The organism is Brevibacillus borstelensis, from assembly GCF_037834415.1.
GTDB lineage: Bacteria > Bacillota > Bacilli > Brevibacillales > Brevibacillaceae > Brevibacillus > Brevibacillus borstelensis_A.
Window position 1 is genome coordinate 29,592 of the sequence record NZ_JAUMSJ010000006.1, and the last position, 25,783, is coordinate 55,374.

At 53.2% G+C, this 25,783-nt stretch carries 26 protein-coding genes; 8 read left to right on the forward strand and 18 right to left on the reverse strand.

The features are described 5' to 3' along the window. Positions 1-466 precede the first annotated feature (466 nt). The 8 genes from Q3F21_RS07820 to Q3F21_RS07855 form a co-directional block, all read right to left on the reverse strand. Positions 467-2,182: an adenine deaminase gene (locus Q3F21_RS07820; protein WP_340251047.1), complete on the reverse strand. Its 1,716-nt coding sequence runs from the start codon at positions 2,180-2,182 to the stop codon at positions 467-469. A gap of 24 nt (positions 2,183-2,206) precedes the next feature. Further along, entirely contained in the window at positions 2,207-3,268 is a 1,062-nt protein-coding gene (locus Q3F21_RS07825; RefSeq protein ID WP_340251050.1) for an ABC transporter ATP-binding protein, read from the reverse strand. Between the two features lie 15 nt (positions 3,269-3,283). Next, positions 3,284-4,072, reverse strand: a complete 789-nt coding sequence (locus Q3F21_RS07830) for an ABC transporter permease (RefSeq protein ID WP_340251052.1) — start codon at positions 4,070-4,072, stop codon at positions 3,284-3,286. A 5-nt stretch (positions 4,073-4,077) separates the two neighbouring features. Next, positions 4,078-4,899, reverse strand: coding sequence for an ABC transporter permease (locus Q3F21_RS07835; RefSeq protein ID WP_340251054.1), 822 nt, complete (start codon positions 4,897-4,899; stop codon positions 4,078-4,080). Positions 4,900-4,925: 26 nt separating this feature from the next. Then, positions 4,926-5,858 carry a nucleoside hydrolase gene (locus tag Q3F21_RS07840; protein WP_340251056.1) on the reverse strand — a complete coding sequence of 311 codons (933 nt, stop codon included), beginning with the start codon at positions 5,856-5,858 and terminating at the stop codon, positions 4,926-4,928. Positions 5,859-5,963: 105 nt separating this feature from the next. After that, the gene (locus Q3F21_RS07845; RefSeq protein WP_340251058.1) at positions 5,964-7,046 is read right to left on the reverse strand and encodes an ABC transporter substrate-binding protein; all 1,083 of its coding nucleotides are present in this window, start codon (positions 7,044-7,046) and stop codon (positions 5,964-5,966) included. Between the two features lie 385 nt (positions 7,047-7,431). Continuing rightward, a complete protein-coding gene (locus Q3F21_RS07850; protein WP_340251060.1) occupies positions 7,432-7,779 on the reverse strand; it encodes a DUF2294 domain-containing protein in 348 nt (115 codons plus the stop codon). Between the two features lie 751 nt (positions 7,780-8,530). Next, positions 8,531-8,662: a hypothetical protein gene (locus tag Q3F21_RS07855; RefSeq protein ID WP_340251062.1), complete on the reverse strand. Its 132-nt coding sequence runs from the start codon at positions 8,660-8,662 to the stop codon at positions 8,531-8,533. 124 nt (positions 8,663-8,786) lie between these two features. Here Q3F21_RS07855 and Q3F21_RS07860 point away from each other — a divergent pair, with 124 nt between their 5' ends. Together Q3F21_RS07860 and Q3F21_RS07865 are read left to right on the forward strand one after the other, a co-directional pair. Beyond that, positions 8,787-9,731: a helix-turn-helix transcriptional regulator gene (locus tag Q3F21_RS07860; protein ID WP_340251065.1), complete on the forward strand. Its 945-nt coding sequence runs from the start codon at positions 8,787-8,789 to the stop codon at positions 9,729-9,731. A gap of 76 nt (positions 9,732-9,807) precedes the next feature. After that, positions 9,808-10,377, forward strand: a complete 570-nt coding sequence (locus Q3F21_RS07865) for a DinB family protein (RefSeq protein ID WP_340251287.1) — start codon at positions 9,808-9,810, stop codon at positions 10,375-10,377. 278 nt (positions 10,378-10,655) lie between these two features. Here the strand turns inward: Q3F21_RS07865 and Q3F21_RS07870 are convergent, their stop codons facing one another. From Q3F21_RS07870 to Q3F21_RS07880, 3 genes are all read right to left on the reverse strand, one after another. Further along, on the reverse strand, positions 10,656-11,642 hold the full coding sequence (locus Q3F21_RS07870; RefSeq protein WP_340251067.1) for a lipoate--protein ligase: 987 nt from the start codon (positions 11,640-11,642) through the stop codon (positions 10,656-10,658). Positions 11,643-11,795: 153 nt separating this feature from the next. Next, positions 11,796-12,932 carry an acyl-CoA dehydrogenase family protein gene (locus tag Q3F21_RS07875; RefSeq protein ID WP_340251069.1) on the reverse strand — a complete coding sequence of 379 codons (1,137 nt, stop codon included), beginning with the start codon at positions 12,930-12,932 and terminating at the stop codon, positions 11,796-11,798. Between the two features lie 42 nt (positions 12,933-12,974). Continuing rightward, entirely contained in the window at positions 12,975-13,505 is a 531-nt protein-coding gene (locus Q3F21_RS07880; RefSeq protein WP_340251071.1) for a DUF4242 domain-containing protein, read from the reverse strand. Positions 13,506-13,689: 184 nt separating this feature from the next. On the opposite strand from Q3F21_RS07880, the gene Q3F21_RS07885 reads away from it, so the two are divergent. Further along, a complete protein-coding gene (locus Q3F21_RS07885; RefSeq protein ID WP_340251073.1) occupies positions 13,690-14,139 on the forward strand; it encodes a winged helix-turn-helix transcriptional regulator in 450 nt (149 codons plus the stop codon). 65 nt (positions 14,140-14,204) lie between these two features. On the opposite strand, the gene Q3F21_RS07890 is transcribed toward Q3F21_RS07885, so the two are convergent. The 5 genes from Q3F21_RS07890 to Q3F21_RS07910 form a co-directional block, all read right to left on the reverse strand. Then, positions 14,205-14,972 carry an ABC transporter permease gene (locus Q3F21_RS07890; RefSeq protein WP_340251076.1) on the reverse strand — a complete coding sequence of 256 codons (768 nt, stop codon included), beginning with the start codon at positions 14,970-14,972 and terminating at the stop codon, positions 14,205-14,207. A 4-nt stretch (positions 14,973-14,976) separates the two neighbouring features. Beyond that, entirely contained in the window at positions 14,977-15,957 is a 981-nt protein-coding gene (locus Q3F21_RS07895; protein WP_340251078.1) for an ABC transporter substrate-binding protein, read from the reverse strand. Positions 15,958-16,020: 63 nt separating this feature from the next. Then, a complete protein-coding gene (locus Q3F21_RS07900; protein WP_340251080.1) occupies positions 16,021-16,797 on the reverse strand; it encodes an ABC transporter ATP-binding protein in 777 nt (258 codons plus the stop codon). A gap of 481 nt (positions 16,798-17,278) precedes the next feature. Beyond that, entirely contained in the window at positions 17,279-17,485 is a 207-nt protein-coding gene (locus Q3F21_RS07905) for a YwbE family protein (protein WP_340251289.1), read from the reverse strand. A gap of 99 nt (positions 17,486-17,584) precedes the next feature. Continuing rightward, a complete protein-coding gene (locus Q3F21_RS07910) occupies positions 17,585-18,211 on the reverse strand; it encodes a class I SAM-dependent methyltransferase (protein ID WP_340251082.1) in 627 nt (208 codons plus the stop codon). 187 nt (positions 18,212-18,398) lie between these two features. Here Q3F21_RS07910 and Q3F21_RS07915 point away from each other — a divergent pair, with 187 nt between their 5' ends. Continuing rightward, entirely contained in the window at positions 18,399-18,878 is a 480-nt protein-coding gene (locus tag Q3F21_RS07915; RefSeq protein WP_340251084.1) for a CarD family transcriptional regulator, read from the forward strand. 444 nt (positions 18,879-19,322) lie between these two features. On the opposite strand, the gene Q3F21_RS07920 is transcribed toward Q3F21_RS07915, so the two are convergent. Together Q3F21_RS07920 and Q3F21_RS07925 are read right to left on the reverse strand one after the other, a co-directional pair. Further along, the gene (locus Q3F21_RS07920) at positions 19,323-20,240 is read right to left on the reverse strand and encodes a hypothetical protein (protein ID WP_340251086.1); all 918 of its coding nucleotides are present in this window, start codon (positions 20,238-20,240) and stop codon (positions 19,323-19,325) included. Then, positions 20,215-20,799 (reverse strand): RNA polymerase sigma factor, encoded by a 585-nt coding sequence (locus Q3F21_RS07925; protein WP_340251088.1) that lies wholly within the window; start codon positions 20,797-20,799, stop codon positions 20,215-20,217. The genes Q3F21_RS07920 and Q3F21_RS07925 overlap by 26 nt, the downstream gene beginning before the upstream one ends. Before the next feature lie 180 nt (positions 20,800-20,979). Between Q3F21_RS07925 and Q3F21_RS07930 the strand changes: the two genes are divergently transcribed. From Q3F21_RS07930 to Q3F21_RS07945, 4 genes are all read left to right on the forward strand, one after another. Next, a complete protein-coding gene (locus Q3F21_RS07930; protein WP_340251090.1) occupies positions 20,980-22,605 on the forward strand; it encodes an ABC transporter substrate-binding protein in 1,626 nt (541 codons plus the stop codon). 85 nt (positions 22,606-22,690) lie between these two features. Further along, complete coding sequence (locus tag Q3F21_RS07935; protein WP_340251092.1) at positions 22,691-23,710, forward strand: ABC transporter substrate-binding protein; 1,020 nt, start codon at positions 22,691-22,693, stop codon at positions 23,708-23,710. 10 nt (positions 23,711-23,720) lie between these two features. Further along, the gene (locus Q3F21_RS07940; RefSeq protein ID WP_340251094.1) at positions 23,721-24,728 is read left to right on the forward strand and encodes a FecCD family ABC transporter permease; all 1,008 of its coding nucleotides are present in this window, start codon (positions 23,721-23,723) and stop codon (positions 24,726-24,728) included. Then, positions 24,721-25,746: a FecCD family ABC transporter permease gene (locus Q3F21_RS07945; protein WP_425341229.1), complete on the forward strand. Its 1,026-nt coding sequence runs from the start codon at positions 24,721-24,723 to the stop codon at positions 25,744-25,746. The genes Q3F21_RS07940 and Q3F21_RS07945 overlap by 8 nt, the downstream gene beginning before the upstream one ends. Positions 25,747-25,783: the final 37 nt, after the last annotated feature.

Genomic DNA, 25,783 nt, shown 5'->3' on the forward strand with positions numbered 1-25,783 from the left:
ATCGACTGAGCGAAAAAAGTTTATCTTTAGACAATCCGAAAAAATTGCGATCATTTGCCATAATAAAGGAAACGAATAAGAGAGGTATATCCCATGAAAAAACTATCATCTGTACTCGCTCTTGCTATTTCTATTCTGCTCTTTTTCAATTCCAGTAACCATCCCGAAGCAAGACATACCACCGAATAAAATCATACTTAATGTCGAGCCTGAATGGTAAATTGATAGGTTGCCCAGTAGCAGGAATCCCCTCAAACGAGTATATACGTTCTCGCTTGAGGGGGGTTTTTTGTACCAAAACAAATAAGTTCCAGGAAGCATTTTGCTTTAGAGTAGTGTTTCGTTTTGCCAAAGCATCGTCGGGCGGCTATGGAATACTGGAATTGCCCCAACTTGTCAAACACAACAGGGAGATCGTATTCGTAAGGGACTTACCTTTATCCATACGGAAACGAAGGTACGGCCGCTACTTGACCAGCAGCGATACAACCTTGCCCTGGTTCACGTCTACTAATCCCAAATCCGTAATCTTCAGAGCCGGACTGACCGGCAAAGAATGCGTGCTGATGGACATGATCGGGTTGTAGTGGCGGTAGCCGAGCGACAGCATCGCTTTGCGCAGCTCCTCCACTTCTTTGGCCGTCTTCTCCAGCGGTTCCTCGGTCAAAATCCCGCCCACAGGCAAATGAAGATTGGCCAGCACCTGGCCGTTGTCGACGACGCAGAAACCGCCCTGATTCCGGATGACTTCATTGGCGGCCATCGCCATGTCGCTCGGATTGTGCCCGACCACGAGCAAATTGTGATTGTCGTGGGAGTATGTCGTCGCGATCGCTCCCCGCTTGATCGTGTCTCCGCCGATCAGACCGTAGCCGCGATTGCCGTTCTTGCCGTAGCGCTCGAATACCGCGATCAGACCGTAACCGCTCTCCTGCCAGCAGAGCTCTCCCTCGCGGATGTCGACCTGGGCGTGATGTTCTTCGGTGAAGGTGGAGCCGTCTTTTACCAGCATGACCCGGGCCGTGTGGCGCCTGTCTGCTGTATCTGCATCTATCCGCACCTTGAAGTCTGCCTCGCTGAGCGGGGAAAGCTGGACGCTTTGATAAAAGTGGGCCGGAAACTGATTGGGTACTACATGCTGGCGGTACTCTCCACTCTTGTCGTATACCTTTCGGCCATGCTTGAAAACCTCGTCAATCGCCAGCTCGCGCAGATCGGACAAGAGAATAAAGTCGGCTGCCTTGTTCGGCGCGATGGCTCCGCGGTCGCGCAGCTTCATCCTTCTCGCCGGGGTAAACGTGGCGGCATAGATCGCCTTCTCCGGCTCCATTCCCATCTGAATGGCCTTTTTGACGATGTGGTTGAGATGTCCGCGATGGTAGAGCGAATCGGTCATCACGTCGTCCGTGACGAAGCAAAACAGCTCGGATACGTCGTTTGCGATGAGGTAGTTCATCACTTCCTCGGTCATCGACTTTTCCTGAATTTCAATGAACATGCCGGCTGCCATTCGGGCCTCCATCCCCTCCACTGTCTGGTGGGTATGGTCGGAATCCACTCCGGCGAAAATGACGCGGTGCAGATCGAGATCGAGCAGCTTCGGACAGTGGCCTTCGATGACGAGGTCCGGGTAATTGCTCCGGATATGCTCCAGGATGCGATTGGTCTTGCAGTCCGGGTCAGTGATGACGTCGACGTAGTTCATGATTTCGCCGAGGCAGATAATTCTTTCGGAGCGCAGCAGCTCGTCGATGTCCGCGATCTCCACAGCGCCTCCGGTCGTCTCCATCGATGTCGCCGGCACCGAGCTGGGGATTGCGTAAAACATATCGACGACGCAGTCCTGGCTGGCCCGAATCATCTCCCGGATGCCGGATAGCCCGAACACATTGGCCATCTCGTGCGGCTCGGGAACGATCGTCGTCACTCCGTTTTGAATCAGCCCAAACGAAAAGGTCTCCGGCGTCACCATCGTGCTCTCAATGTGCAGATGGATATCGACCAGGCCGGGAATCATGTAGCGGCCTTTTGCGTCAATCACTTCCCTCGCTTCAAAGCTTTCCGCGCCGCGCTGCCCAATGTAGAGAAACCGCCCGTCCAGAACGGCCACATTGCCTTTCGTGAACCGTTTGAAATAACTGTTGTATACGTTTGCTTGCAAGATAAGCAGATCAACCTGCATGGATACCCCTCCTGTCTGCTGCGATTAGTCGACCAAAACCAGCTTTTCTTTGGGAAACGTCAGATGGACCGGCTGGCCGGCTTTATAAGGGGACTCCATTTCCTGATTGACCGTAAAATCGCCCAGGTCGGTCTCCACGACATACTGATAGCTTCTGCCCAAAAACGTGCTGACCTTCACCTTGCCCTTCAAGACGTTCCGGGCCAAATCAGCCGGTTCCTCCGCGCTGACTACCAGGTCATCGGGACGGATCGCGCCCTTTTTCCCCGAATGATGGATAGTCCCCGGATTTTTGGCGGCCCGGAACGTATGGCTGCCTGCAGTCAATTGAATCTCGCCGTCCTGCTCCGTGCGTTCGCCAAAGTCGATGAAGTTGTTGAAGCCGATAAACCGGGCGACGAACTCTGTCCGGGGATACTTGAAAATGGTCGCCGGATCGTCGAGCTGTTCGATAATCCCCTTGTTCATGATCGCCACCTGATCGGAGATGGAGAAGCACTCCTCCTGGTCGTGGGATACGTAAACCGTCGTGATCCCCAGCTCCTGCTGGATGCGGCGGATTTCCACCCGCATGTTTACCCGCAGGTTGGCGTCCAGATTGCTCAGCGGCTCGTCAAACAGGAGCAGATCGGGCTGAATCACCAGGGCGCGGGCGATCGCCACCCGCTGCCTTTGTCCGCCGGAAAGCTCTTTGGGGAAGCGCTTTTCAAAGCCGTTCAGGCTGACAACGTCGAGAATCTGGCGGACGCGACGGTCGATGTCGGCTTGGTCGACCTTTCGCAGCCGCAGTCCAAACGCGACGTTGTCAAACACGGACAGATGCGGAAACAGCGCGTAGCTCTGGAAAACGAAGCCGAAGTTGCGCTTGTTCACCGGCACGCGGGTGTAATCCTTGCCGTCGAACAGGAACCGTCCCGCCCTCGCCTCCAGGAATCCGGCGATCAGCCGCAGCGTCGTCGTTTTCCCGCAGCCGCTCGGACCGAGCAGGGAAATGAGCTGGCCCTTTTCGATATTCAGGTTGAAATTGTCCAGGATGTTCTGATTTTCATAGGCGACCGATACGTTTTCCAGCGTGAGCAATGCCATGAATTGATGCCTCCATTATCGTTTGGTAAAGTAGGACAAACCCATGAGACGTTCAATGACGAGCATGAAGATAGCCGTAATGATCATGAGCAATACCGAGATGGCGGCGATCGTCGGATCGAAGTAGTTCTCCACGTATGTCAGCATTTGAATCGGCAATGTGCTGACCCCCGGTCCTGTCATGAAGACGGAGATGTCCACGTTGTTGAACGATTCCAGAAAAGCGATCAGGACCGCGGCGATAATCCCCGACCGGATGTTGGGGAGCACAACTTTGAAAAAGGTTTCCAGCCGTCCGGCCCCAAGACTGAGCGAGGCCTCTTCGATGGCAAAATCAAAGTTAGACAGACTCGATGCGATGACCCGGATGATAAACGGGAGCATCAATACGGTGTGCCCGACCAAGAGACCCGCGTAAATCGGCAGCTGGTACGCGATGATGACATACTTGAGCATGGCAAACCCCATGACAATTCCCGGAATCAGCACAGGGGAGATGAAGACGCCGTTCAGGAGCGATTTCCCTTTGAACTGAAAACGGCTCAGCGCATAAGCGGCCGGGATGCCCAGAACTAGCGCCAGCAAATTTCCCGCCAGCGACACAATCATGGAGGTTTTGAATGTCTCCATGAACATCTCTACCTCAAAAATGTTTTCGTACCATCTCAGGGAGAAGCCCTGAGGCGGAAATTTCAGCACCGTGCCGGGCTCGAATGAGGTCACCGAAATAATCAGCAACGGCCCCAGCAAAAAGAGAAAGATGAAAAACGTAAACAGGGCGAGCCCTCGATTTTTCTCCCGCATGCCTCTTACCCCTTCGGATTTAGTTTCGTAGCCAGTTTGTTCATCAGGCCGATCACGATAAAGGTGATCACGATCATGATCGTGGCGATCACGGAGGCCATATGCCAGTCATTTAAGGTAATCGCGTTTTGATAGAGAAACGTCGAAATGACCCGCTGCTTCCCTCCGAGGAGCGCCGGCGTCGTGTAGGCGGTCAGGCTGCCCACAAAGACGAGAATGCTGCCGATGATCAGGCCCGGCACGCTCAACGGAACGATCACCTGGCGAAACGCCGTAAACTTGGACGCGCCCAGGCTTCCCGCCGCTTTCAGCAAGTCGGGATCGATATTTTCCATGACCCCCACCAGCGTGATGATGATCAGCGGGAGAAAGAGGTGAATCAGGCCAATCATCATGGCGCTCGGCGTGTACAGGATTTCCAGCGGCTTTTCGATCAGCCCCAGCGAAAGCAGCGAGCTGTTCAACAGTCCCTTTTTCCCGAGAATGATCATCCAGCTGAACGAACGGACCACAGAGCTGGTCAGCAGCGGGAAGATCGCCAGCGCCAGCAGGACTCCTTTTTTCCGCGGACCGAGTTTGGAAATATAGTAGGCTGCCGGGAAACCGAGCAGAATGCATGCAATCGTCGTTACCAGGCTCACCTGCAGCGTTGTCCACAAGATTTTCAGGAAGTACGGGTCGGTGAGAAAGTGCAAATAACCCTCAAGCGTAAAGCTCCCCTCCTGAAAAAACGTGGACAGAATCGTCATGGCAATCGGAATGACCATAAACAGCGTTAAAAACAGCAGTCCAGGCAGCAGCAACAAATACAAACCCGTTTTTTTCATCACATGTACTCCTGTTCCTGATTTCGCTACGTCTGCAGCGTGCGGATAAATAGGTCGAGAAACGCATCGGCATCTACTTCGAGGCAGACGTCCATGTTCGGCGTTTGCGCCAAGCGGTTTTGAAAATCGCAAACCGTCTGGCCGTCGCACAGCTCGCTTCTCGTCTCTACATCCACAAAAAGCCTTCGGGTCGTTACCAAGTCTTTTTGCAGGGCGACTCCGACCGCGAGCGGATCGTGCATGGCGCAGGCGCGAACGCCGTTTCGCTCAAAATAGCGCTGCATGTAATCCCCAGTGCTTGTCTTTACGTACTGGCCGATGGGAGTGTCCCCCAGTTTTGCGATATGCTCTTCGGTCAGCAAGGCTTTCCGCGTGACATCGAGGCCGACGAGCGTGAGCTTGGGGAATCCGGCGTGAAAGACGATCTTGGCCGCTTCGGGATCGACGTAGATGTTGTACTCTGCCGTCGGGGTGACATTGCCGAAATCCTTGACCACGCCGCCCATGACAATCACTTCTTTTACGTGGCGGACGATTTCCGGGCATTTCCGCACCGCCACTGCGAGGTTGGTCAGCGGCGCCGTCATGATCAAGGTGACTTCGCCGTCATGCCGAAGCACGTTCTCGATCAGGAAGTCGGGGGCAAAACCAGTTGCTGTTTGGGTCTTCACGGAAGCATCGCGCAACGCTCCGCCCAGCCCGTCTTCTCCATGCACCCGGTGTTCAAAAAAGGTCGGTCTGATGATGGGCCTGTCTGCTCCGCATACGACTGGAATCTCCTTTTCCGCTCCCAAAAACTCCAGCACCTTCAGTGTGTTTTCCGTCGCTTTCGCGAGCGACACGTTTCCGTTTACCGTTGTGATCCCGAGAATGTCGAAGCGTCCGCTTTTGACGGCGAGCATGATTCCCAGGGCATCGTCAATTCCGGTGTCCACATCGAGGATGACTTTTTCTTTCACGATAGCGTCCTCCTTTGGCTCGAAATTTGCCAGCTTGCTTGTCCTTTCGACAGAAAAACAAGGGCATATGTGCATGATATACCCTTGCTTTCGTTTTCAGACTGTCTATTGGGTGATTTCCCGGTTCCAGCGGTCAATCCAGGCTTTGGACTGCTCGTTGACTGCTTTCATGTCCAGCTTGCGCAGCTTGCCGATGACCTCTGCCCCGTAGGTGACGCCTTTTGCTTCCTCGTCGGAAAGCTTCACGTTCGTATTGACAGGCGAATCGACCTTTGCTTTCGCCGATTTTTCTTGTACTTCCTTGCTCAGCTGCCAGTTGATGAACGCTTCGGCCAGCTCTTTGTTCTTGCTTCCCTTGACGACGTTCACGGTGTTCATCACCGCGTAGCCGCCTTCTTCAGGGGATACGAATTTTGCTTCCGGCACGGCAGCCTGGATGTCTTTAAAGTACATTTCCATGATCGGACCGACTGCAATTTCACCTTGGCTGAACATATTCACATACTCGGAGGTTTTGTCGTAGTATTTCACCACGCCCGGATTCACTTCTTTGACCTTGGCAAAAGCCTTGTCTTCGTCGAACGCTTCGCTTCCCGCCACATTGGAGGCGGCGTCCAGCAGCATCGGGCCGGTGGTCGAGGTGATGTTCGGCAGTGTCAGCTTGCCGGCCATCTCCGGATTCCACAGGTCTTTCCAGGATTTCACCTCGGTCTTGATCACGCTCGGATTATAGGCAATGCCGAATTGGCCGATGGTGTAGGCTGGGCCGTAGTCTTCGCCGAGCGGCGCTTTGGCGATATCGTAGATTTGGTCGATGTTCGGAATCTTGCTGCGGTCGATTTTTTCAAACAGACCGGCTTCGATGCCCTGCTGGGCGTAGTAGTCGGAAAGATAGATCACGTCCACCTGCGAGCTTCCCTGGCGGATTTTGTTGAGGCGCTCCGCATTGTTTCCGATCTCCACGACGATTTTCACGTTGTGCTCTTTTTCAAACGGCTCGTACACTTCTTTGCGGAAAAAGTCTTCGGAGAAGCCCCATGTGGAGACGACCAGCTTTTTCGGTTCGCCTTTGTCCGTACCGCCTGCTGCTCCGTTTTCCGCTTGTCCATTTCCTCCGCCGCACCCGGCCAAAGCCGCGGACACCAAGGAAATAGTCAGGAAGCCACCCAACAGTTTTGTTATCTTCATCGCTCTATTCCTCCATCTATTATTTTTCATCAAAAACGAACATTTTTATAATAACATTAAAATATGTTCGTTTTTGCGTTTATTTTTTGGCAAAAAAAACTACAATATTGCTCATTGCGCTTGTGTTTACTGATTTTCCGTTTTTTGTTCGTCCATCAACCTCGCTTGCGCGTGCCGACGGCAGCGTTTGTATCATCACCCCCGCTGTAATTTACATTTTTTACCAAAAGAAAAGAAAAGTACCCTTGGTAGAAATCACGCTTTCTAACAAGAGCACTTTTCTTCGTAAACAAAGAGAAGTGACGCCCGTTTCAGCCTGGCTCCGGTCATCTCTTGAGATAGATCAAAAGGGACAATCCGGTCGCTGGCGGTTCCAAGTATTCGATTATGGCGATTCCAACAAAATGACATTGGTAATGGCCCACAACGTCGGTGCATCATAATCCCGCAAAACAGCCTCGATGCGCAGGCCCATCTCTTCCTCGAGCCGTTCGCGGAGCCTCTTTTTGTATAAGAGCGACATCCGGAAATCGACTTCCAGCTTCAGCGTGGGGGCTTCCCCCTCCAGCGCTGCCGAACGAGGAGAGCGGCGGTGCCTGGCTTGAAAGGTAATGATCTGCTTGTCGATCTCCACTCTCAGGAGAGTTGTGCCAAATCCGAATAATTCCTTGGAGATCTCGTTGTAGATATAGCTCAGCTTTTTTTTGCTCTCGTTCGAGTCCAGTAGGGTCATGATATCACCTGCTAGAGCGATGTTCAGGTTTGCTCATTGTCCTCATTATACATATGATCTTGTCTTCCGGCAAGTAAACATTCGTATTTTCACATAAATTACAGCTCATGTTTTGTTCATTATTCGGAATGGGGGCTGGATTTATACCGGGAGGTTTCTTGCCTGCTTTGTGAGGTTAGCCGTTGCCGTGCAAAAACCTGTAAAAGCAACGGGGCTGCAGGGAAAGAAGCATGTTCCCAGACTCTCTTCGGCTCCGCCCTGCGAGGAAGCTGTGACTGTCCGCTTCGCAAGCAATCGCGGGAAAGCGCAAAACGGCGCGCAGCTTCGACGTTTACTCATAGGTTGCGCTTTGTTTCCCCGCGATTGTTTGCGAAGCTGGGCAGGGCTCCACAGGCGTTCGTCTGGGAACATGCTTCTTTGACGAGCAAAGGCTTTTCTTCGGTTTTTGCTTGGGGAGGCTCAGGAAGTTGAGGGAAACTCCAAGATGATAAAGGTCCCAAGTGTGTTCAGGGATGACGGATTATCCAATGGTTGAAATATGATGTAATGGCGAAGAAGCAGGACTCTGACAGGATAAGGATAAGGTTGCGATTCAGGTTCATTTTCCGTTGCTCTGTCTTTTATCTCTTTCCCCCTTGATTAACCTGAAAAATGTCCGAACGACCTTTATAGATGTAGAGATGAAAAAGCAGAAAACAGCAAAGGTCTTTGGGACACCTCCCAGGCGGAGCGGAAAAAGCGGAACACTCTTTTAGCGTCCAACTCTGAAAAGCTTCCCCGAGTCCGCTGCTTTTGGACGCGGTTCCGCTTTTGGAGCGGAGCCGGACAGTTCACCCCTCACCAAGTGTCCCACCGAACCGGCAGCTGTTTTCTGCTTTTTCATCTCCTCCACCAAAGTCCGCCCAACGCCCTTTCAGGCTATCTTCATCGGAAACGAGAAAGGTTGCCAGAAGCCAACCAACCGTTTACAGTGAAGGAAAATCACCTGCGGAGGGAAGCTGAACACGATGAACAAAACGGACCGCCTGCTCGCCATCGTACTGGAATTACAGCGCAAAGGAACACTGCGGGCCGAGGATTTGGCAGCCATTTTCGAAACGAGCGTGAGAACCATCTACCGCGATGTCCAGGCGCTGTCAGAGGCTGGCGTTCCGATTGTCGGCGCTCCCGGACAGGGGTATTCCTTGTTGGAAGGCTACTTTTTGCCGCCGCTTCATTTTTCTGCGGACGAAGCGGTGACTCTGCTGCTCGGACTCGACTTTGTCGAACAACAGCTCGACCCGCTCTATCTCGCCAAAGCGAAAGCCTCGCGCAAAAAAATCGAAGCGATCCTGCCCCAAGCCGTACAACGGGAAGTGGCAAAGACGCGATCCGGCATGAAACTGCTCACTTTTCAATCGACAGCAGATGCCGATTCCCGGACGATGCTGCAATTGCTCCGTCAAGCGATACAAGAGGAAAGGAAAGTGCGGTTTCTCTATACGAAAAGGATTCCTGAGGCAGACGGAAATCGCCAAAACCTCCGTACCGTAACTCCGTATGGCTTGGTATTCGTAAACGGCTCATGGGGACTACTCGGGTACTGCGAGTTGCGGGCGGACATCCGCCGTTTTCTCGTAAAGCGAATGCGTGATCTCACCCTGTTGGATGAAAAAGCGGTACGGCCCCCCGATTTCAATCTGCAGGACTACACCCCGGCAGATGACCGAAATATGACAATCACCGTCCGCATTGCGCATGACGTTTCCGACAAGGCAAAGGAATCGCGTTTCTATTATATAGACGCTTTGCAAGACCATCCCGACGGCCTGCTCGTCACGCTCCGGGTCCGGCAGCCCGAGGAAGTGCTGCCATGGGTGCTCGGCTGGGGATACAAGGCGGTGATCGTCACGCCGGAATCGTTTCGGCTGCGCGTGCGGGAAGAAATTGAAAACATGCTGAAACACTACTGACATACTGCTGTCAGGAGCGCTCTCGTATAGTAAGGATAGTAGATCGACAAAACGAGAGGAGCTGTCTGATATGCTTATGAATACGAAAGAGACATTGAAAAAAATGGAGGAAATCACGGAGCTGTACGTGAGCGAACTGGACCGTTACGATATGGAGCAGCTCACCCGCAAACCAAGCGAGGACGAATGGTCGCTCGGACAAATGTATATGCATTTGATCCGCGCCGCCCTGTTCATGCAGCTTCGCCACGTAGATACCTTAAAAGCGCAGAGCGAGCAGAATCAAACCGCAAACGGCGAAGCTGGCGGTGAATCCTTGTCGGGCGGAGATACGCCCGGAGAAAAAACGGAAGCAGGGAAAGCGGTATATGCCCTCGGCAGCCTCCCTCCCGTTCGCATTAGCGTCCCGGCCTCCCCGGAATATACGCCTCCGCAGCCGGAGAGCAAGGAGCAGCTTGCAGAAGGACTGCGTCAGGTTTTGAGCAAGATGCGCGAGCTGGAGCCGGTGCTAGCTGACATTTCTCCTGTCTTTACGGCTCCCCATCCGGCTTTTGGCCGCTTGAATGCGACGGAGTGGTTTGCCATCGTAGAGATGCACTACCGCCATCACCTCCGGCAAAAAGAACGTCTGGATGCTCTGCTGTGATGTCGGCTCTGTGCTGCGAAGCTAGCAAGACCGGCAAGAAGAATACCAGGCATGGGGCACGACACGCCTGATTCGGTACAGGCCTTACCAATCCAAAATTGCAAAGATACGGTCCAAAAGCACAGATCGAAATGCCAATCGCCAAGCAGCAAAAAAGGCTCTCTCCCCGGCACATGTTTCGCTAGGGAAAGAGCCTTCCGATTTTTTGACACGTTTTCACTCGCTTCACTACGAACACTGTGCCAGTGCGGCATGACTCGGGGTATTGCCCCTCCTCGCTACAGCACCATTTCCAGCCATTCCTCTTTAGTGATCGGCCCGAAATAATGCCCAAGATCGACCGTATCCAGCACCTGCTCCAGGGCTTCCCGGTCGTACCGTACACCCACCAGCTTGTCCGTAAACTCCGAGGTTTCGCCCAAACCAAAGAAGTCTCCGTATACGGAAGCGGACGTGATCAGTCCCTTTTCCACGTACAGGCGGACATCGAAGGTGCCCGAGCCAAGCCGCTTGACCCGCTTGACGTTGAAAGCCGGCGACTTGCCGTAGTTCCAGTCCCAATTCCGGTAACGCTCCGCCGAAATCTCGTCGATGCGCTTCCAGTCGGCATCGGTCAGCTCATACTGCTGCACTTCTGATCCGGCAAAAATCGAGTTCAGAATGTGCTGCCGGAATTGCTCGATGCTCATCGGCTCGCGCAAAAATTCGGAGATGTTGGCCACGCGGCTGCGGACCGACTTTACCCCTTTGGATTTGAATTTCTCCGGATTGACATTCAAGGCCGAGGCCACATTTTCCATCTGAGAGTCGAACAGCAGGGTCCCGTGGGTAAACATGCGCCCTTTGGTAGAAAACTGGGCGTTGCCGGAAATCTTCCGCTCCCCTACCTGGATGTCGTTGCGTCCCGTCAGCTCGGCCTCGACACCGAGCTCGCCTAGCGCCTTTACGACCGGCTCGGTGAACTTGCGGTAGTTGTGAAAGGAATTCCCGTCGTCGTTGGTGATAAAGCTGAAATTGAGATTGCCCAGATCGTGGTAGACGGCGCCCCCGCCGGACAGGCGGCGGACGACGTGAATGCCGTTCTTTGCCACATAGTCGGCGTTGATCTCTTCCGCCGTATTCTGGTTCTTGCCGATGATGATGGACGGTTCATTTATGTAGAAAAGCAGGTAATCGTGATCGGCGGGGAGATGTTTCAATGCGTATTCTTCGATGGCCAGATTGATCCTGGGGTCGGTGATGTTTTGATTGTCGATGAAAAGCATCAGGCTTGTCCTCCTGTCACATCGTTTGACGTTCCGCTTCGCTTCCACCGCTTTCGCGGGCGAAAACGGTTCTGCCTCTCTTGTACTATAACCGATCTGTTTCTTTTTTCATATGAGTCCGCTCTCTTTCCCGAACACAAAAAAAGAGAAGCGTCAGGCCTCTATTTGCAGTGTGGAAAGCGGCGGGTCAGGGACAGGGCAGCAGGAAGGCGCAGGGGCCTCTTTGGTCAGCTTTTCAAGATGCTTCACTGTCGGTGTCAGGTTGACCAGAAAAAACGATTCCCGCAGTCTTCGCGAAACGTCGCTATGCTGCAAATAGCCCGCTCCTCCCGCGTGCAGCATGCCGGCATAGGCCGCTTTGGAGGTCAGGTAGACCGCCGTTAAACGAACCTGCAGCAAGTCATGCCAGCGGTCTTGCAGATCGGCCGACGCGATCAGCCGGTCCGTCGCTTTCCGCAACACGAACAGCTCATCCGCCAATTCCTCCGCTTGTACGGGCAAGTATCGATTACAGCCGCCCTGCTTGCCCTGCATTCTTTCGATCGCCTGGATCGAGGCTTCCGTCACTCCCAGCCCCAACGGGATCTGGTAGAGGAGAAACGCCGGACGAATCTGCTTGACAAAATGGTCTGCGTCTTCGGAGAGGATCCATTCCTCGGGAACAAACACGCCGCGAAATTCGCAGGCGTACGTGGCGCTTCCGTTTAGCCCCAGATAGTTTCGCTTCTCTTTCAGGACCAGATTATCCGCGCTGCACGGTACCAGCGCCATAATCCGGCATTGCTCATCGACAGCAGCGATCGCCCCGAACCAGTGATCGGACCCCAGATTGGAGACCGACGGCAGCTGCCCGGTGACGATATATCCTCCCGGAACGCGCTCCGCTCTGAGGCAAAGCCGCTCCAGCCCGGCGTAGTATTTCATCGGGTTGGACAGGCCGGTGCCCGCCCGCAGTCCCCCGTTTTCAAGCCTTGGCAAGATGCGCTCCCGCAAAAACGGATTTGCACTCTTGCGCACATAGGTCAAGGCCGCCAAATGGCACCACAGATTGAAAGCTGTGGTCATGCACGTTTTGGCTGTTTCCTCCACGAGATGCGCGCCAGCCCGGAGAACTTCCTGTTCCGGCACGTCCTGCGAGTGCAATAAACCGCTTTTGCCAAGCTCCTGAAAAAACTCCAGGGGGTAGCAGGCTTCTTCATCGATTTTACGGACGATTGGTTTGACCGTATCTTGAATGATGGTGGTTATTCTCTCATCCCGCGCAGACTCCGCCGCATTCCTGTTTTTCATACCCCATGCTCCCCCCAGACCGGTTGTTTTCGCATATCGCCGTTAGTTGCCCGGCAAGATCTCTGTAATCGTATCGATCGGCGCTTTTACTGCTTCGCGAGCCTTTTTCACCGCGGCTTCATCCGGCGCCTGGTAAAAGCAGAGGCATTTGGTCATATCCTCGCATACATACGTCCGCGAGAAGGACACTTCCGGCACCTCCGCGTAATGAACCGAGTTTTTGCTCTTTCTGTCGAGGTATTGGTCCATCGTCAAATGCTCAGGCAGGTTCCACTCGACGAGATAGTTGACGCGATCCTGCTTTTTGATCGTATCCAGCTCATTGCCCACGAGGCGGACCGGCTTGATCAGGACAACGGGAATGCCTGCCGCTCTCAGGCTTTCATCAAGAACAGCCCGCTGCTCGCTTTCAAAGACAAAGAACGCGCGCGCAAAGTCCTTGGCAACCTGCACCTCCACAATCTCTACCTGCTGCGCGGAAAGCTGCTCCTGCAGATTCGCTATCTTTTTCTCAAACTCGCCCTGATCCTTCACGACCGTATGCAAAGCCGATTCCACCAAATAAAGCGCCATGTTTTCCTCTCTCCTCACTGTATGCTGATTGTAATGAGCAAAATGCTGACAAACACAATAATTCAAACCTGATTACTTGGATATTTACACGTAATTTTAAGTTACTTGGTTTAAAAATTCAACCTTGTTTTTGACAAAATGTGTTATGATGGACCTACCGAGATCAAACGGAGGTTTCTTTTCCATGAAAGACAGATATGACCTGCCCTGCAATATCGCCCAGTCGCTGAACATCATCGGCGACCGCTGGACGCTTCTGATCATTCACGAGGTATTGATTGGCCACACGACGTTTAACGAGATCAAGAAGTCGCTTTCTGGGATCTCCTCCAAGCTGTTGTCCGAGCGCCTCAAATACCTGGAGGAACAAGGCCTGATCGAATCCACGCTCTACTCTGAGCACCCGCCGCGTTACCGCTACACGATCACCGAGAGCGGCCGCGACCTGGAAGGCGTCTTTCACGCCCTGGTGCTCTGGGGAAGGCGCCATCTGCAAAAATGCTACAAAAAGCTGGTCCATCGCTCTTGTCAGCATGAGGTAAAGCTCGCCTACTACTGCCCTCATTGCGATGCGAACACAGAAGACGTGGCTGTCGTCGAGCTTGAAGCCAGCGCGGAAAAAGTCTCTTCCTGATTCCCGACGCATGTTGTTGCGGCGGCGGTCGAACCACACGGCAGGGTTTCGTTTCCCTGCTTTTTTTATTGCCGCACGGCGGCTCCCCACTGCTTTTCGATCCAGCCCTCAAACAAGCGAACCGCCTTGTCCAAGAGCAGGCCGCAGATCCCGATCAAGATGATGCCGGCCAACACCAAATCCAGCCGCAGCTGGTTTCTCGCATCGACGATCAAATACCCGAGGCCGGACTGGGCCCCTACCATCTCCCCGGACACGAGGAAAATCCACGATGTGCCGATCGCGATGTGCAGCCCGCTCGCGATCGAGGGAAAGGCCGCGGGGAAAATGATCTTGGTCAGCAGATGCTGTTTGCGGATTTCGAGATTTTCGGCCAGCTTGAGGTACGTGGGGTCCACCTTGCGCACGCCTGAGATGGTCGAGAGCAGCACGGGAAAGAACGCCGCCAGAAAGATGATCACGATGGCCGGAGCATCCCCGATGCCAAACCAGAGAACGATGAACGGCGACCACGCGATCGGCGATACGGGCCTGAGCACCTGCACGATCGGATCGGCGATCTCCCACAGCCTCTTTGCCCTGCCCAGGATCAGCCCGAGTCCCACAGCCAGGGTGACGGCGGACAGATACCCGATCACAAACCGGACCAGGCTTACCCGCAGATGAACAAACAGCGTTCCGTCTTCGACCAGCGAGACGATTCCCTGCAGCACTTTTGCGGGCGGCGGCAGCAGCGACTCCTCGTACTTGCCCACCAGCACAACAATTTGCCATACGGCTGCGAGAATGATGACCCCTATAGCGATATTGGCTGTCTTTTTCATTGTGTTCATATTCTCACTTCGCTTTATCCATAAATGAATGGTCGACAAACTCCTCGTACGTCGGCGGCTTTTCCGATAACCCCATCTCGATCATGTACGCCTGCAGCTTCTGATAAGCAGCTTCGTCCAGTCTCAGGTGATCGTACGCGATCCACTGCAGGGACAGATCCAGCACCTTGTCGTCGACGTTCATGTAAGTGGACAGGATGCTTTTGACCTGTTCGTCCTTTGACTCCGCCTTTTCTCCCGCCTTGGCGTATTCGGCAACAAACTCCTCTGCCGCCTTGCGGTCGTTTCGGATTAATTCCCCGCGCAAAACAAGAGCGCAATCGACGGAATCCTTCCACAGCTCCTCGGATTGCAAGAAGGGCTTTCCTTTTTCAATCACCACCGACTTGGCGCCAAACGGCTCCGCCACCACATATCCGGCGATTCTCCCTTCGGCCAGGGCGGCCGGCATTTCCGCGGGAGGCAGCTCGACTACATTTACATCTGCATACGCAAACCCCGCCTGCTTGAGTATTTGATAAAGCAGGATGTTGTGGGTGGAGAACTTGTGCGGGATGGCGAAGCTTTTTCCCTTCAGGTCGGCTACGCTCCGGATGTCATTGGCCGTAACGACGACATTTCCGTCCCGATGGCCGAGCGCTACCGCTTTCAGGTCAATGCCTTGCTCCTTGGCCTTCATCGCGAGCTGGATCAGGACTGACGCGCCGTCGATTTTGCCGGTGTTGAGCGCGTCCATCAGATCGGGCCAGGAGCCGAATTTGACCAGCTCCAGCCGGAAGTGGGCGAACTTTCCTTTGCCCAATTCGTCCTCGATGTAGAGAGGCGCCGCGTGGGTGATCGGCAGGTAGCCGATTTTGATCGTCCGCTTTCCGTCGCCGCTCGCGCCCGTTCCCGGCTGCTCTTTGCCCTGACCGCAGGCTGCCAGAGAGACCAGCATGGCAAAGAGGATCAAATAAGCCATCCATTTTCCGATTTTTCTGTTCATTTTCGCCAATCTCCTATCCGCATCAGTATTGGTGGAGCGAAGCGCCGCCCATGCTCTAGAAGCTTATATGCTGAACTCCACTGCCGGCGCAGGGCTGCGCAAGGAAAACTCGTCGAGGATCAGCTTCCGGTAATGCTGGAAGTCATCATGTCCCCGGTCCCTTGGCCGTGACGTCCGAATGCCGATCTCTTTGTGAAACTGGCCGGGGTTCGCGCTCATGATCAACACCCGGTCCGAGAGGTAGACAGCTTCGTCGATATCGTGGGTGACGAGGATAATCGTCGTTTTTTCCCGGCTCTGGATGCGGAGGAGCTCATTTTGCAGATGATAGCGATTGAAGGTATCGAGTGCGGCAAACGGCTCATCCATCAGGATCAGCTCCGGCTGCAACGCCAGCGCCCGCGCAATCGCCACCCGCTGCTGCATGCCCCCGGACAATTGATGGGGAAACAACTCGGCCTTGTCCTTTAGCCCGACCAATTTTAAATACTCGCTGGCCCGCTCTTTCCGCTCCTTTGGGGGGATCGGCAGCTCTTCCAGACCCAGCTCCACATTTTTCAGAACGGAACGCCAAGGCAAAAGGCCGTAATGCTGAAACAGCATGACGCACGACCGGCCGGGCCGCTTCACAACAGCTCCGTCGACAAGAACCGTGCCCCTGTCCGGCTTGTCAAAGCCGCTCATGATGTTCAACAGCGTGCTCTTTCCGCATCCGCTCTCCCCCAGAATCGAGACGATCTCTCCCTTTTTGACCTGAAACGAAACGTTGGCCAATATTTGCCGAGACTGCCCTTTTGCCCAAAAGCTTTTGCTCACATTCTGTACGAGCACGGCTTCCATCGGCGATCTTCTCCCCCTTTCCCCAGTGAGAAAACGATAGGAAAATATAATTACTATAATTCCTATGTTTTTAATCGGTTTTTAATTTACGGTTATTTTATGATACTTTGTTTAAAAAAGCAACTTAAATTTCCTCTTCCAAATCATCGGAAATGTGACTGGACCCGCGCTAGTTTGGCGCTGCTTTCTTTCGTTGCATTTGTCTCTTCAATGTGAACTTCTTTATCATTCCGATCGCATAAGAAAAACGCGGGAATGCTCCCGCGCCCAGATCTGAGAGTGCCTTGCTTGTAAAAAGGGGGGCGCTTTATTGCCTTCCTTTGCTTACAACCAGGGCATTCGCTTTATTAAAATGAGACCTCTAACAGTATGCGGCGAAAATGATTGCCGTGCCTCAATGCTCTGACATCCTCGGGTATAGGTCAAACGCCCGTCTGCAGCCGTTGGTCATGGTTTTGCGAAGAAAACGATCATCTTCCTGTCATGGTTTGCCAGAGGACACAATCGTTTTCACTCGGCCGACCTGCCCGTCCTGCAACCGAACCTTTATCCCGTGCGGGTGGGTCGGAGAGTTCGTCAACAGGTCCTTGACGATCCCTCGCGTCGTCTTCCCTGTGCGTTGGTCCTGTTTGAGAACGATCTCGACCTCAAGGCCCGGATAGATGTTTTTCCGCTGCTGCCCGGCCAGACTTGTTTGCAGCGGTTGATTGGCTTTGTCTGCCATTGTTCGCAAACCCTCCTGTTGTGCTGTAGCCTACTTGTCTTCCGACCGCTTCTGCCGGCCGGTTCAATCTATTTTGCTTCCCTTCGTGCAAACCGCTACTCCGATAAAATAGCGAACGCCGTTTCTCGGCTTTTCAAAGGTAACACCCCGCTGATGGTAGATGTCTACATCCGAGAAACGGACAAACAGCTCCTGAAATTCTTCCGGCGTCAGCTGATGCACGTGAAAAGGCTCGCTTGTCGGCATCCCTCTGCCGCGCCCGAACGGACTGGACAATACAAGCGTCCCGCCCGGCTTCAGCATCCGGTAAAGATGCTCCAGGAACCGGACGTCATCCGCAACATGCTCAATCGTTTCGAAGCTGAGGATCGTATCAAACATCCCGAGCCTTTCGGGAAGCTGCGGGTCCAGGGCATCTCCCTGCTGATACGTAACCTTTTGGTGGTTGTACTCCCGGCTGGCGTACTCGATCGTTTCCGGATCGATATCCACACCGACAATTTCGGTGACTTCCCGCTTTCGCTCCTTTGCCACCATATGGCACCCGTAACCGGTCCCGCATGCCAGATCCAACACTCTTCCACGGATGTACGGAGTGGCGAAATAATATCTGGCGATGTGCTCCAACAGCATGCCGTTGGTTGGTTTTAGCAGCTTGGGGATAATTCTTTCTCCTGTCCACGCAAGCACTCCCGTCACCCCTTCCTGATTGCTTTTTCCTATCTTACCGCACTTGCCGATACATTCATAGAAACAACTTCTTCATCTTCAGAAAACAGTATTGACACAAAATATTTTCGTGTGGTAAGATTATTTATTTTTACCTAAACATAAATCTGTGTTATAATAAATATATTACAAGATCGGGGGTGGGGTTATGTTTCACATTGGCGACAAGATTTTCTATCCGGTCCATGGAGCCGGCGTGATCGAAGCCATTGTTGAGAAAGAATTTCTCGGCGAAAAACAGCCATACTTTGTTTTGGACATGATGCTTCGAGAACTGCAAATCATGGTCCCGCTGAACAAGATGGACGATCTGAACATTCGCCCGATTGTGGAAGAGCATACACTGGAAGCTGTTTTTGTCACCCTGCACGGGGGAGAACCTGACTTGAGTGTCACGGCCGCTCAGAGACACCGCATCAATATGGAGAAGATCAAGCGCGGGGATATCTACGGAGGGGCCGAAGTCATCCGGGATTTGACCCGGATTTCAAGGACAAAGGTGCTGGGTACGGGAGACAAGCTTATGCTCGATCAGGCACAGCAATTATTCATCAGTGAAGTGGAACTCGTCAAAGGGATCGCCACAGAAGAGGCATCCGCTCTCTTGATGCAGGCGATTCAACGGTAGCCCATCACCTGCTGCAGCAATACCTGTAACTACCTCAATGAACATATGAGGCAGTTTTTTTATTCGATACAAAAAGGGGCCCCCCTTTGTCTTTTCAGACAAGTGGGAGAGCCCCTTTGTTATGTTTTCTGGTAGACCATACAGTATTGTTCCAAGTCGCTATTTGGCAGTTTGATCACGTCCACAACGGCAAATTGATAGCGCTCGTATAAAGCGACATTGTTTGGATTGTGTGTTTCCAAGATCGCATTCGTCCAACAGCGGTCCCATCACTTTGGCGACGTAGCCCTGTCCGCGGTACGCCGCCTGCACCACTAGCATATCCAGGTGGATGTACATACGGTCCCCCAGCGAGGATAGCCATACCGAACTCATCCTGCTCAAAACCGACATGCCCCGCAGGAACGGCGGATTGGAACTGTGAAAATTTGGGTCAGGGGGAGATTATTTCACCAGCTTTTCCGCGATGGCGAGCAAGTCTTTCTTGGTCATGTCCGGAGAGGTTGTAAACACATTGATCATCAGTTTTTTGTCCTCCTTGTAAAATTCAACCGTCTGATGAATCTTCTCCACGTTTCCGTCTGCTCCCTTGATTTTATTCAGGGTGTAAAGGGCCTCTTGGGCGCCAACCTTTACTTTTTCAACGGTATCGTCCGGACCGGCTTCCGTGCTCGCATACTTGACGTTCTCAAAGTTCTTAATGATTAAGGATACTTCCCTCTTGTCATGGGTATAGGTGGCAATTACGTTATCAATATTTGGCTGCACCTTCAACTCTTTTACGATTACCTCTTTCTTTGTTTCCTCAGCCTCTTTGTAAAAGTCCTCTTTTTTATAGTCGCGGATGATCTCATGCAGGACCGTTCCCTCTTTAAACGCGTATCCACCGGCAAGCTCAGCCGGGAAGGTAAACTTGTCTCCCACTTCACCCTGAATGACTGCCTGGTCTGTCGAGATAAGCGGAGTTTGAAGGAAGCTGACGATTTTATTCGGGTTATCCGGGACGATGTAGACCGCAGCGGCCTTGCCTGGTTTGATGGATGCACGAACTTCCTCCAGCAATTCGCTGTACGTTTTGTGATCGCCCACTACCGGGTCTTCTGTCGTCTGAGTAATCTTCGATACAACCTCTCCTTGTTCATTTTTCAATTCGTACACTTTTACCGCCGCATACGCTGACGTTACACTGAATACCACACATGCCGCAATAATCAAGCCCATTCTCTTTTTCACTCGAAATTCCTCCTTTTTATTTTGCCGCTCGCGCAAGCGATCCAGCACCTGATCTTTAATATCGATCCGGGGAACTGGTGTATCCGTTATCAGTTGTTTGACATCATCGAATGACTCTGAACGCTTCACTCATTTCCCCACCTTCCTGCAAGATTAATTGGTTTTTGCACTTTTTCAGTGCCCGCTCGTACCGTTTTCTCAAGGTTGCCGGCTTTTCTTGGAAAAGAACAGATAGCTCCTCGTATCCTTTCTCTTCGATTACCCGTAAAAGAATCAGATTTCTTTCCTCCGGGGAAAGGGCGGATAACGCCCGATGGAGCGGAAGGCTCAACTGGCCCTGGTCGACCCTGGCTTCTCCTTCGTTTCGGTCATCCGTCGGTACCCGATTGTTCAAAAAGGGCACCATGCGGTAAAGCCGTTTTCGCTTGATCAGGTTAAGGCAGTGATGATAGGCAATCTTGTAGACCCAGGCGGAAAAGGAAACAGCCTCCGTGTACTTCTCCAGGTTTTCATAGGCTTTAATAAAAACCTCCTGAACGGCATCCTCCGCCTCCTGCCGGTGCCCGAGCATATGGTAGCAATATGTGAAAACAGGCTGCTGCAATTGTTCGATGACCATCCCGAACTTCTCCAGGGAACCGGAGGCTTTGATCTCCTCGACAAGCCGCTCGATTTGCTCTTTATCCAAGAGCGTTTCACCTCCTTTGCCCTTCTATAACAATCAACAAGCGCACATTGTGACCGTTCCTGAAAAATTTTTTTTCGTTTGGGAAAACTCTCCGCCGACAATTGACCATAAAAGTACGTCTGTGCTAACGTAATAAATAGTGATAATGATTATCATTATTAAGATATGGAGGTTTCCAGCTTGGAATATGCCCCTGTCCATACACAACTTGTACATAACATTCTGAACGATCTGTGGCTGAAGCTGCAGAGCGCCGAACTGATTCGCGCCGACCGGATGGAGCAGCAGCTCATCGAGTCGCATGTTCTCTTTGTCGCCAAAAACGGCGAGGGCCGTTTGACGATTGATTACCGCGATTATCGGCTGCGCCGGGATGCGGTTCATTTTGCTCATCCCGGACAGACCATCGGCGTATTTGCCGAGTCTGAGCAGGGAGTCGAGCTTTACGCAGTCAGATTCGCTGTTCAGGATGACGCCAAGACCGCCGCTGGATTTCCCTTGAAGGGCGAGGTGCCGATCTACCCGGAGACCCAGGCTTTCATGCTGTGCGATCTGATTTCCGCTTGTCTTTGCAGCGACCATTCGTTGGAGCGCTTTCGCGGACAGTCGGCGTTTTTGGAGCTGATGTATGTGCTGCTGAAAAATATCAGGCTTCTGCCCGAGCGGGACCCGCGAACAGCGCTTGACCGCACCAAGGCGTACATCGAAACCCACTACAAGGAGAATCTGACCATTGAACAGCTGGCCCGCATGGCCGACATCAGCCCGAAGTACTTTGTCGACTTGTTTAAAAAGACGTACGGAAAAAGCTGCATCGACTACCTGACAGAGGTGAGGATCAACAACGCCAAACGACTCATGACGCGGTCCGATATCCGGGTCCGCGACCTCGCCCACCAGGTAGGCTATAGCGATGAATTCTATTTTAGCCGCAAGTTCAAGAAAGAAGTAGGGGTCTCTCCCAGCGTTTACATGAAAAACCGCCGACGCAAAATCGTTGCGTATACCCCCGCCATTCTCGGACAGTTGCTCGCGCTGCAGATCATGCCCTACGCCGCTCCGCTTCACCCGAAATGGACCCATTACTACTACAGACGGTACCGGGCAGATATTCCGCTGCACTTGAGCGCCTACCGGTTTAATCGGGACTGGGAGTCAAATATGGAGGCGCTGGTCCGGGCCAGACCGGATATCATCGTGTGCGATAAGGACAGCTTGCACATGAGCGAGCGGGAAGAGCTGGAAAAAATCGCGCAGGTCTTTTTCATTCCCGGAAAGGGCTTGCACTGGCGAGAACAGCTCAAGCTGACTGCCCGACTATTGGAGGCCGAGCATAAAGCGGAATGCTGGCTGCACAGCTACGACCAAAAGATAAAGTCTGTCAGGGATCACCTGAATCGCGAGCTGAAGGATGACAAAATTTTGGCCATGAGTATCTACAAAAATCACTACTATGTATCCCCCGTTCGCGGGATGATGGATGTCCTGTGCCACGATCTGCGGCTGAATGTGGTTCCCGGACTGCTCCCTGGCGAAGCCAGGCAGGCCATTTCCGCAGAACAGTTGGCTGATCTGGACGCCGACCGTATTATGTTAAACATCTGCCAGGAGCCGGAATCGCTTCGCGAATGGCAAAGCTTGCAGTCATCCGCGTTCTGGCGGGATTTGAAAGCGGTCCGCAGAAACCGGGTTCATCTCATTTCCTCCGACCCGTGGCGAGAGTATTCCGCCTATGCCTGCGAGCGAATGGTAGACGACTTTTTGAAGCAACTGCATGGAGATCGTCCAGATGAATTCCGGATATAGTCCATGTTCCGTTCGAGGGGGCTGGTTTATACTGTTTATTGAGAATGATTATCATACGCATTCCAAAGAGAGGAGAACAGCAACAATGCTAAAGAAATGTTGTGCAATATTGTTCGTTTCAATCATGGCGGCAGCGCTTGCGGCATGCGGAGCCGACAAGGCGGCGACAACGGCCAATGGCTCGGCGACCGGCACCAATGTCGCCCAGGAAGCCGGCGGGAAGCCTGCTGCCAGTCCGGCAAGCGCTTCTGCCGATTCTAGAACCGTCCACTATTTAGGGAAAGACTATACGGTTCCAGCTGTAGCGGACAGGATTGTCATCACGGGCTCGGTTGAGTCGATGGAAGACGCTCTCGTGCTTGGAGTAAAGCCGGTTGGAGCGATGACGACCGGAGGCAAGTTCGCTCCGATGTTTGCCGAGATTACCGAAGGAGCCGAAGGGATTGGGGAAAAAGCCCAGCCAAATATAGAGGCCATTTTAAAGCTGAAGCCCGATGTCATTTTGGCCAGCACCAAATTCCCCGCTGAGACCATCGAAAAATTGAACAAAGTCGCCACAACCATTCCCGTGTCGCATATCGCGACGAACTGGGAAGCCAACCTGACCCTGTTGGCGGAGCTGGCCGGAAAGCAAGACAAGGCGAAACAGGTGCTGCAAACATACAGCGAAGAAGTACAGGCTCTGAAAGAAAAAATCGGCCCCGTCTTCAAGGACAAAAAAGTTTTGGCCATCCGGGTGCGGGCTGGCAGCACATTTATTTATCCAGAAACCGTCTTTTTCAACCCGTCCATTTACGCCGACCTCGGTGCGGAGGCTCCTGCGGAGGTCAAGCAAGCGAAAGCGCAGCAGCTCGTCTCCCTCGAAAAGCTGTCGGAGATGAATCCCAACTATCTGTTTGTCCAGTTTGCCGAAAGCGAAAACAAGGATACCCCCAGGGCTCTCGACGATTTGCAAACCAATCCGATTTGGAAAAGCCTCAACGCCGTTAAAAACGGCAACCTGTATGTCAATCTCGTAGACCCTGTTGCACAGGGGGGGACGGCTTACAGCAAAATAGCCTTCCTGAAGGCTGTAAAAGACAGCCTCATCCAGCAAGCAAAGTGAGCAGAACGCTATGCGACCAAAGCTTTCCGCATCTGTCCTGATCCTCGGAAGCTCGCCGGTTCTCATCGTCCTCACGATCCTGCTGTCCGTCCTTTACGGAGCCAAGGAGATCGATGCAGGTACGATTCGCGACGCGCTGTTCCACTTTGATCCGGGCAATGTCAATCATCAGATTATCATGCATTCCAGATTTCCGAGAGTGATCGGCGCTCTCTTGATCGGGGCTTTTCTGGCCATTTCGGGTGCGATCATGCAGGGGATGACAAGAAATTATCTTGCCTCCCCTTCCATTATGGGCGTGACCGACGGCTCGGCTTTTGCCATCACGATCTGCATGGTGTTCATGCCCAACTCCTCCTCGATGGAGATGATCCTGTACTCCTTTATGGGTTCGGCTCTCAGCATCGTCCTTGTTTACGGCCTGTCCTCCCTGCTGCCCGGAGGTCTGTCGCCGGTGCGCATGGCGATTTTAGGCACCATCATCGGAACGTTTTTGAGCAGCGTTTCTGCCGCAATGGCGACCTATTTTCAAGTGTCGCAAAGCATCAGCTTCTGGTACAATGCGCGGCTTCACCAGCTGGACCCGGCGCTGGTGAAGCTGGCCGTCCCGTTTGCTGTGGTCGGCATACTGGCGGCGATCTGGCTTTCCAAGTCCATCTCGGTCCTGTCGCTCGGAGAAGAAATCGCCGTCAGCCTCGGGCAAAAAACGACCGCCATCAAGCTTATGGCTATGGGAAGCGTAGTCATTCTGACCGGCATATCCGTGGCGCTGGCCGGCAAGATCGGTTTTGTGGGACTCATCGTTCCTCATATCGCCCGCTTTTTGACAGGCTCCGATTACAGATGGGTCATCCCGTGCTGCGGGGTGCTCGGCGGAATCTTTCTGGCGCTTTGCGATGTGCTCAGCCGGTTTCTCAATTATCCGTACGAAATGCCGATTGGCGTGGTTACCTCCTTGCTTGGCGTCCCTTTCTTTCTCTACCTGATCCGAACGAGAGGGGGCGAAAAGCGTGCATAACGCTTCAAAAGGCCGTTTCGCCGCCGTACTGGCCGCCGGGATCGGAATGATTCTGGTCGCCGCATATTTGAGCCTGACCAACGGGGCTTTCGACATGACTGTCATGGATATCGTCCGGACGCTGCTGCGAATCAACCCGCAGCCGGATCACGATTTGGTCATCCTTGAGTTTCGTCTGCCGCGCATCGTCATCGCCATACTGGTCGGAATCGGGCTTGGCATTGCCGGCTCGGTCATTCAGGGAATCACGAGAAACGGATTGGCCGATCCCGGCATTTTGGGGATCAACGCCGGGGCAGGCGCAGCCATGGTGATCTTTATGTTTTTTTACCAAGGCCAGATAAGGGGAACCGGGTGGTCGGCCATTTTGGCCATGCCGCTGTTTGGCTTGGCGGGCGGCCTTCTGGCGGCGCTCCTGATCTACTTTTTCGCCTGGAGAAACGGACGGCTGGAGCCCCAGCGCCTGCTCTTGACCGGTATCGCGATCGGTTCCGGCCTGAGCGCCATCTCGCTTTTTCTGACCTTGAAAATGAACGCGAATGATTTCGAGATGGCCGCCGTCTGGAATTCTGGCAGCATTTACAACGCCAACTGGAAATACATTACGTCCATTCTCCCGTGGCTTGCCTGCCTCATTCCCGTCATCGTGAGCAAGTCGTCCATCCTCGATGTGTTCAAACTGGACGAAGACATCGTCATCGGCATCGGAGTGTCGTCGGAAAGAGAAAAGGCGGTGCTCATCCTAAGCAGCATCGGCATCGTGAGCGCCTGCGTTTCGGTGTCGGGGGGCATCGGATTTATCGGGCTGATGGCTCCGCACATCGCCAGGCGCTTGGTCGGCCACTTCCACAAGCACATGCTTCCGGTTTGCGGACTGGTCGGAGCGGTGCTGGTGCTGGTTTCCGATACGATAGGGAAATTCGTCTTTGCCCCGGCCGAATTGCCGGTCGGAATCGTCATCGCGATCATCGGCGTCCCCTATTTCGTCTTTTTGCTTTACAGGAAGAGGGGGCGCTAAAGCTTCTCGCCCTTCAAATCTTTACGAGAGGAAGTAG

What these genes read in the sequence shown, in the direction of transcription:
- Q3F21_RS07820 (WP_340251047.1), bottom strand. Translation starts at nt 2,182, where the DNA reads ATGCAGGTTGATCTGCTTATCTTGCAAGCAAACGTATACAACAGTTAT.
- Q3F21_RS07855 (WP_340251062.1), bottom strand. Translation starts at nt 8,662, where the DNA reads ATGAAAAAGCAGAAAACAGCTGCCGGTTCGGTGGGACACTTGGTGAGG.
- Q3F21_RS07870 (WP_340251067.1), bottom strand. Translation starts at nt 11,642, where the DNA reads ATGCTTTTCATCGACAATCAAAACATCACCGACCCCAGGATCAATCTG.
- Q3F21_RS07830 (WP_340251052.1), bottom strand. Translation starts at nt 4,072, where the DNA reads ATGCGGGAGAAAAATCGAGGGCTCGCCCTGTTTACGTTTTTCATCTTT.
- Q3F21_RS07885 (WP_340251073.1), top strand. Translation starts at nt 13,690, where the DNA reads ATGAAAGACAGATATGACCTGCCCTGCAATATCGCCCAGTCGCTGAAC.
- Q3F21_RS07915 (WP_340251084.1), top strand. Translation starts at nt 18,399, where the DNA reads ATGTTTCACATTGGCGACAAGATTTTCTATCCGGTCCATGGAGCCGGC.
- Q3F21_RS07940 (WP_340251094.1), top strand. Translation starts at nt 23,721, where the DNA reads ATGCGACCAAAGCTTTCCGCATCTGTCCTGATCCTCGGAAGCTCGCCG.
- Q3F21_RS07890 (WP_340251076.1), bottom strand. Translation starts at nt 14,972, where the DNA reads ATGAACACAATGAAAAAGACAGCCAATATCGCTATAGGGGTCATCATT.
- Q3F21_RS07850 (WP_340251060.1), bottom strand. Translation starts at nt 7,779, where the DNA reads ATGACCCTACTGGACTCGAACGAGAGCAAAAAAAAGCTGAGCTATATC.
- Q3F21_RS07935 (WP_340251092.1), top strand. Translation starts at nt 22,691, where the DNA reads ATGCTAAAGAAATGTTGTGCAATATTGTTCGTTTCAATCATGGCGGCA.
- Q3F21_RS07895 (WP_340251078.1), bottom strand. Translation starts at nt 15,957, where the DNA reads ATGAACAGAAAAATCGGAAAATGGATGGCTTATTTGATCCTCTTTGCC.
- Q3F21_RS07900 (WP_340251080.1), bottom strand. Translation starts at nt 16,797, where the DNA reads ATGGAAGCCGTGCTCGTACAGAATGTGAGCAAAAGCTTTTGGGCAAAA.
- Q3F21_RS07875 (WP_340251069.1), bottom strand. Translation starts at nt 12,932, where the DNA reads ATGAAAAACAGGAATGCGGCGGAGTCTGCGCGGGATGAGAGAATAACC.
- Q3F21_RS07865 (WP_340251287.1), top strand. Translation starts at nt 9,808, where the DNA reads ATGAATACGAAAGAGACATTGAAAAAAATGGAGGAAATCACGGAGCTG.
- Q3F21_RS07880 (WP_340251071.1), bottom strand. Translation starts at nt 13,505, where the DNA reads ATGGCGCTTTATTTGGTGGAATCGGCTTTGCATACGGTCGTGAAGGAT.
- Q3F21_RS07860 (WP_340251065.1), top strand. Translation starts at nt 8,787, where the DNA reads ATGAACAAAACGGACCGCCTGCTCGCCATCGTACTGGAATTACAGCGC.
- Q3F21_RS07835 (WP_340251054.1), bottom strand. Translation starts at nt 4,899, where the DNA reads ATGAAAAAAACGGGTTTGTATTTGTTGCTGCTGCCTGGACTGCTGTTT.
- Q3F21_RS07845 (WP_340251058.1), bottom strand. Translation starts at nt 7,046, where the DNA reads ATGAAGATAACAAAACTGTTGGGTGGCTTCCTGACTATTTCCTTGGTG.
- Q3F21_RS07825 (WP_340251050.1), bottom strand. Translation starts at nt 3,268, where the DNA reads ATGGCATTGCTCACGCTGGAAAACGTATCGGTCGCCTATGAAAATCAG.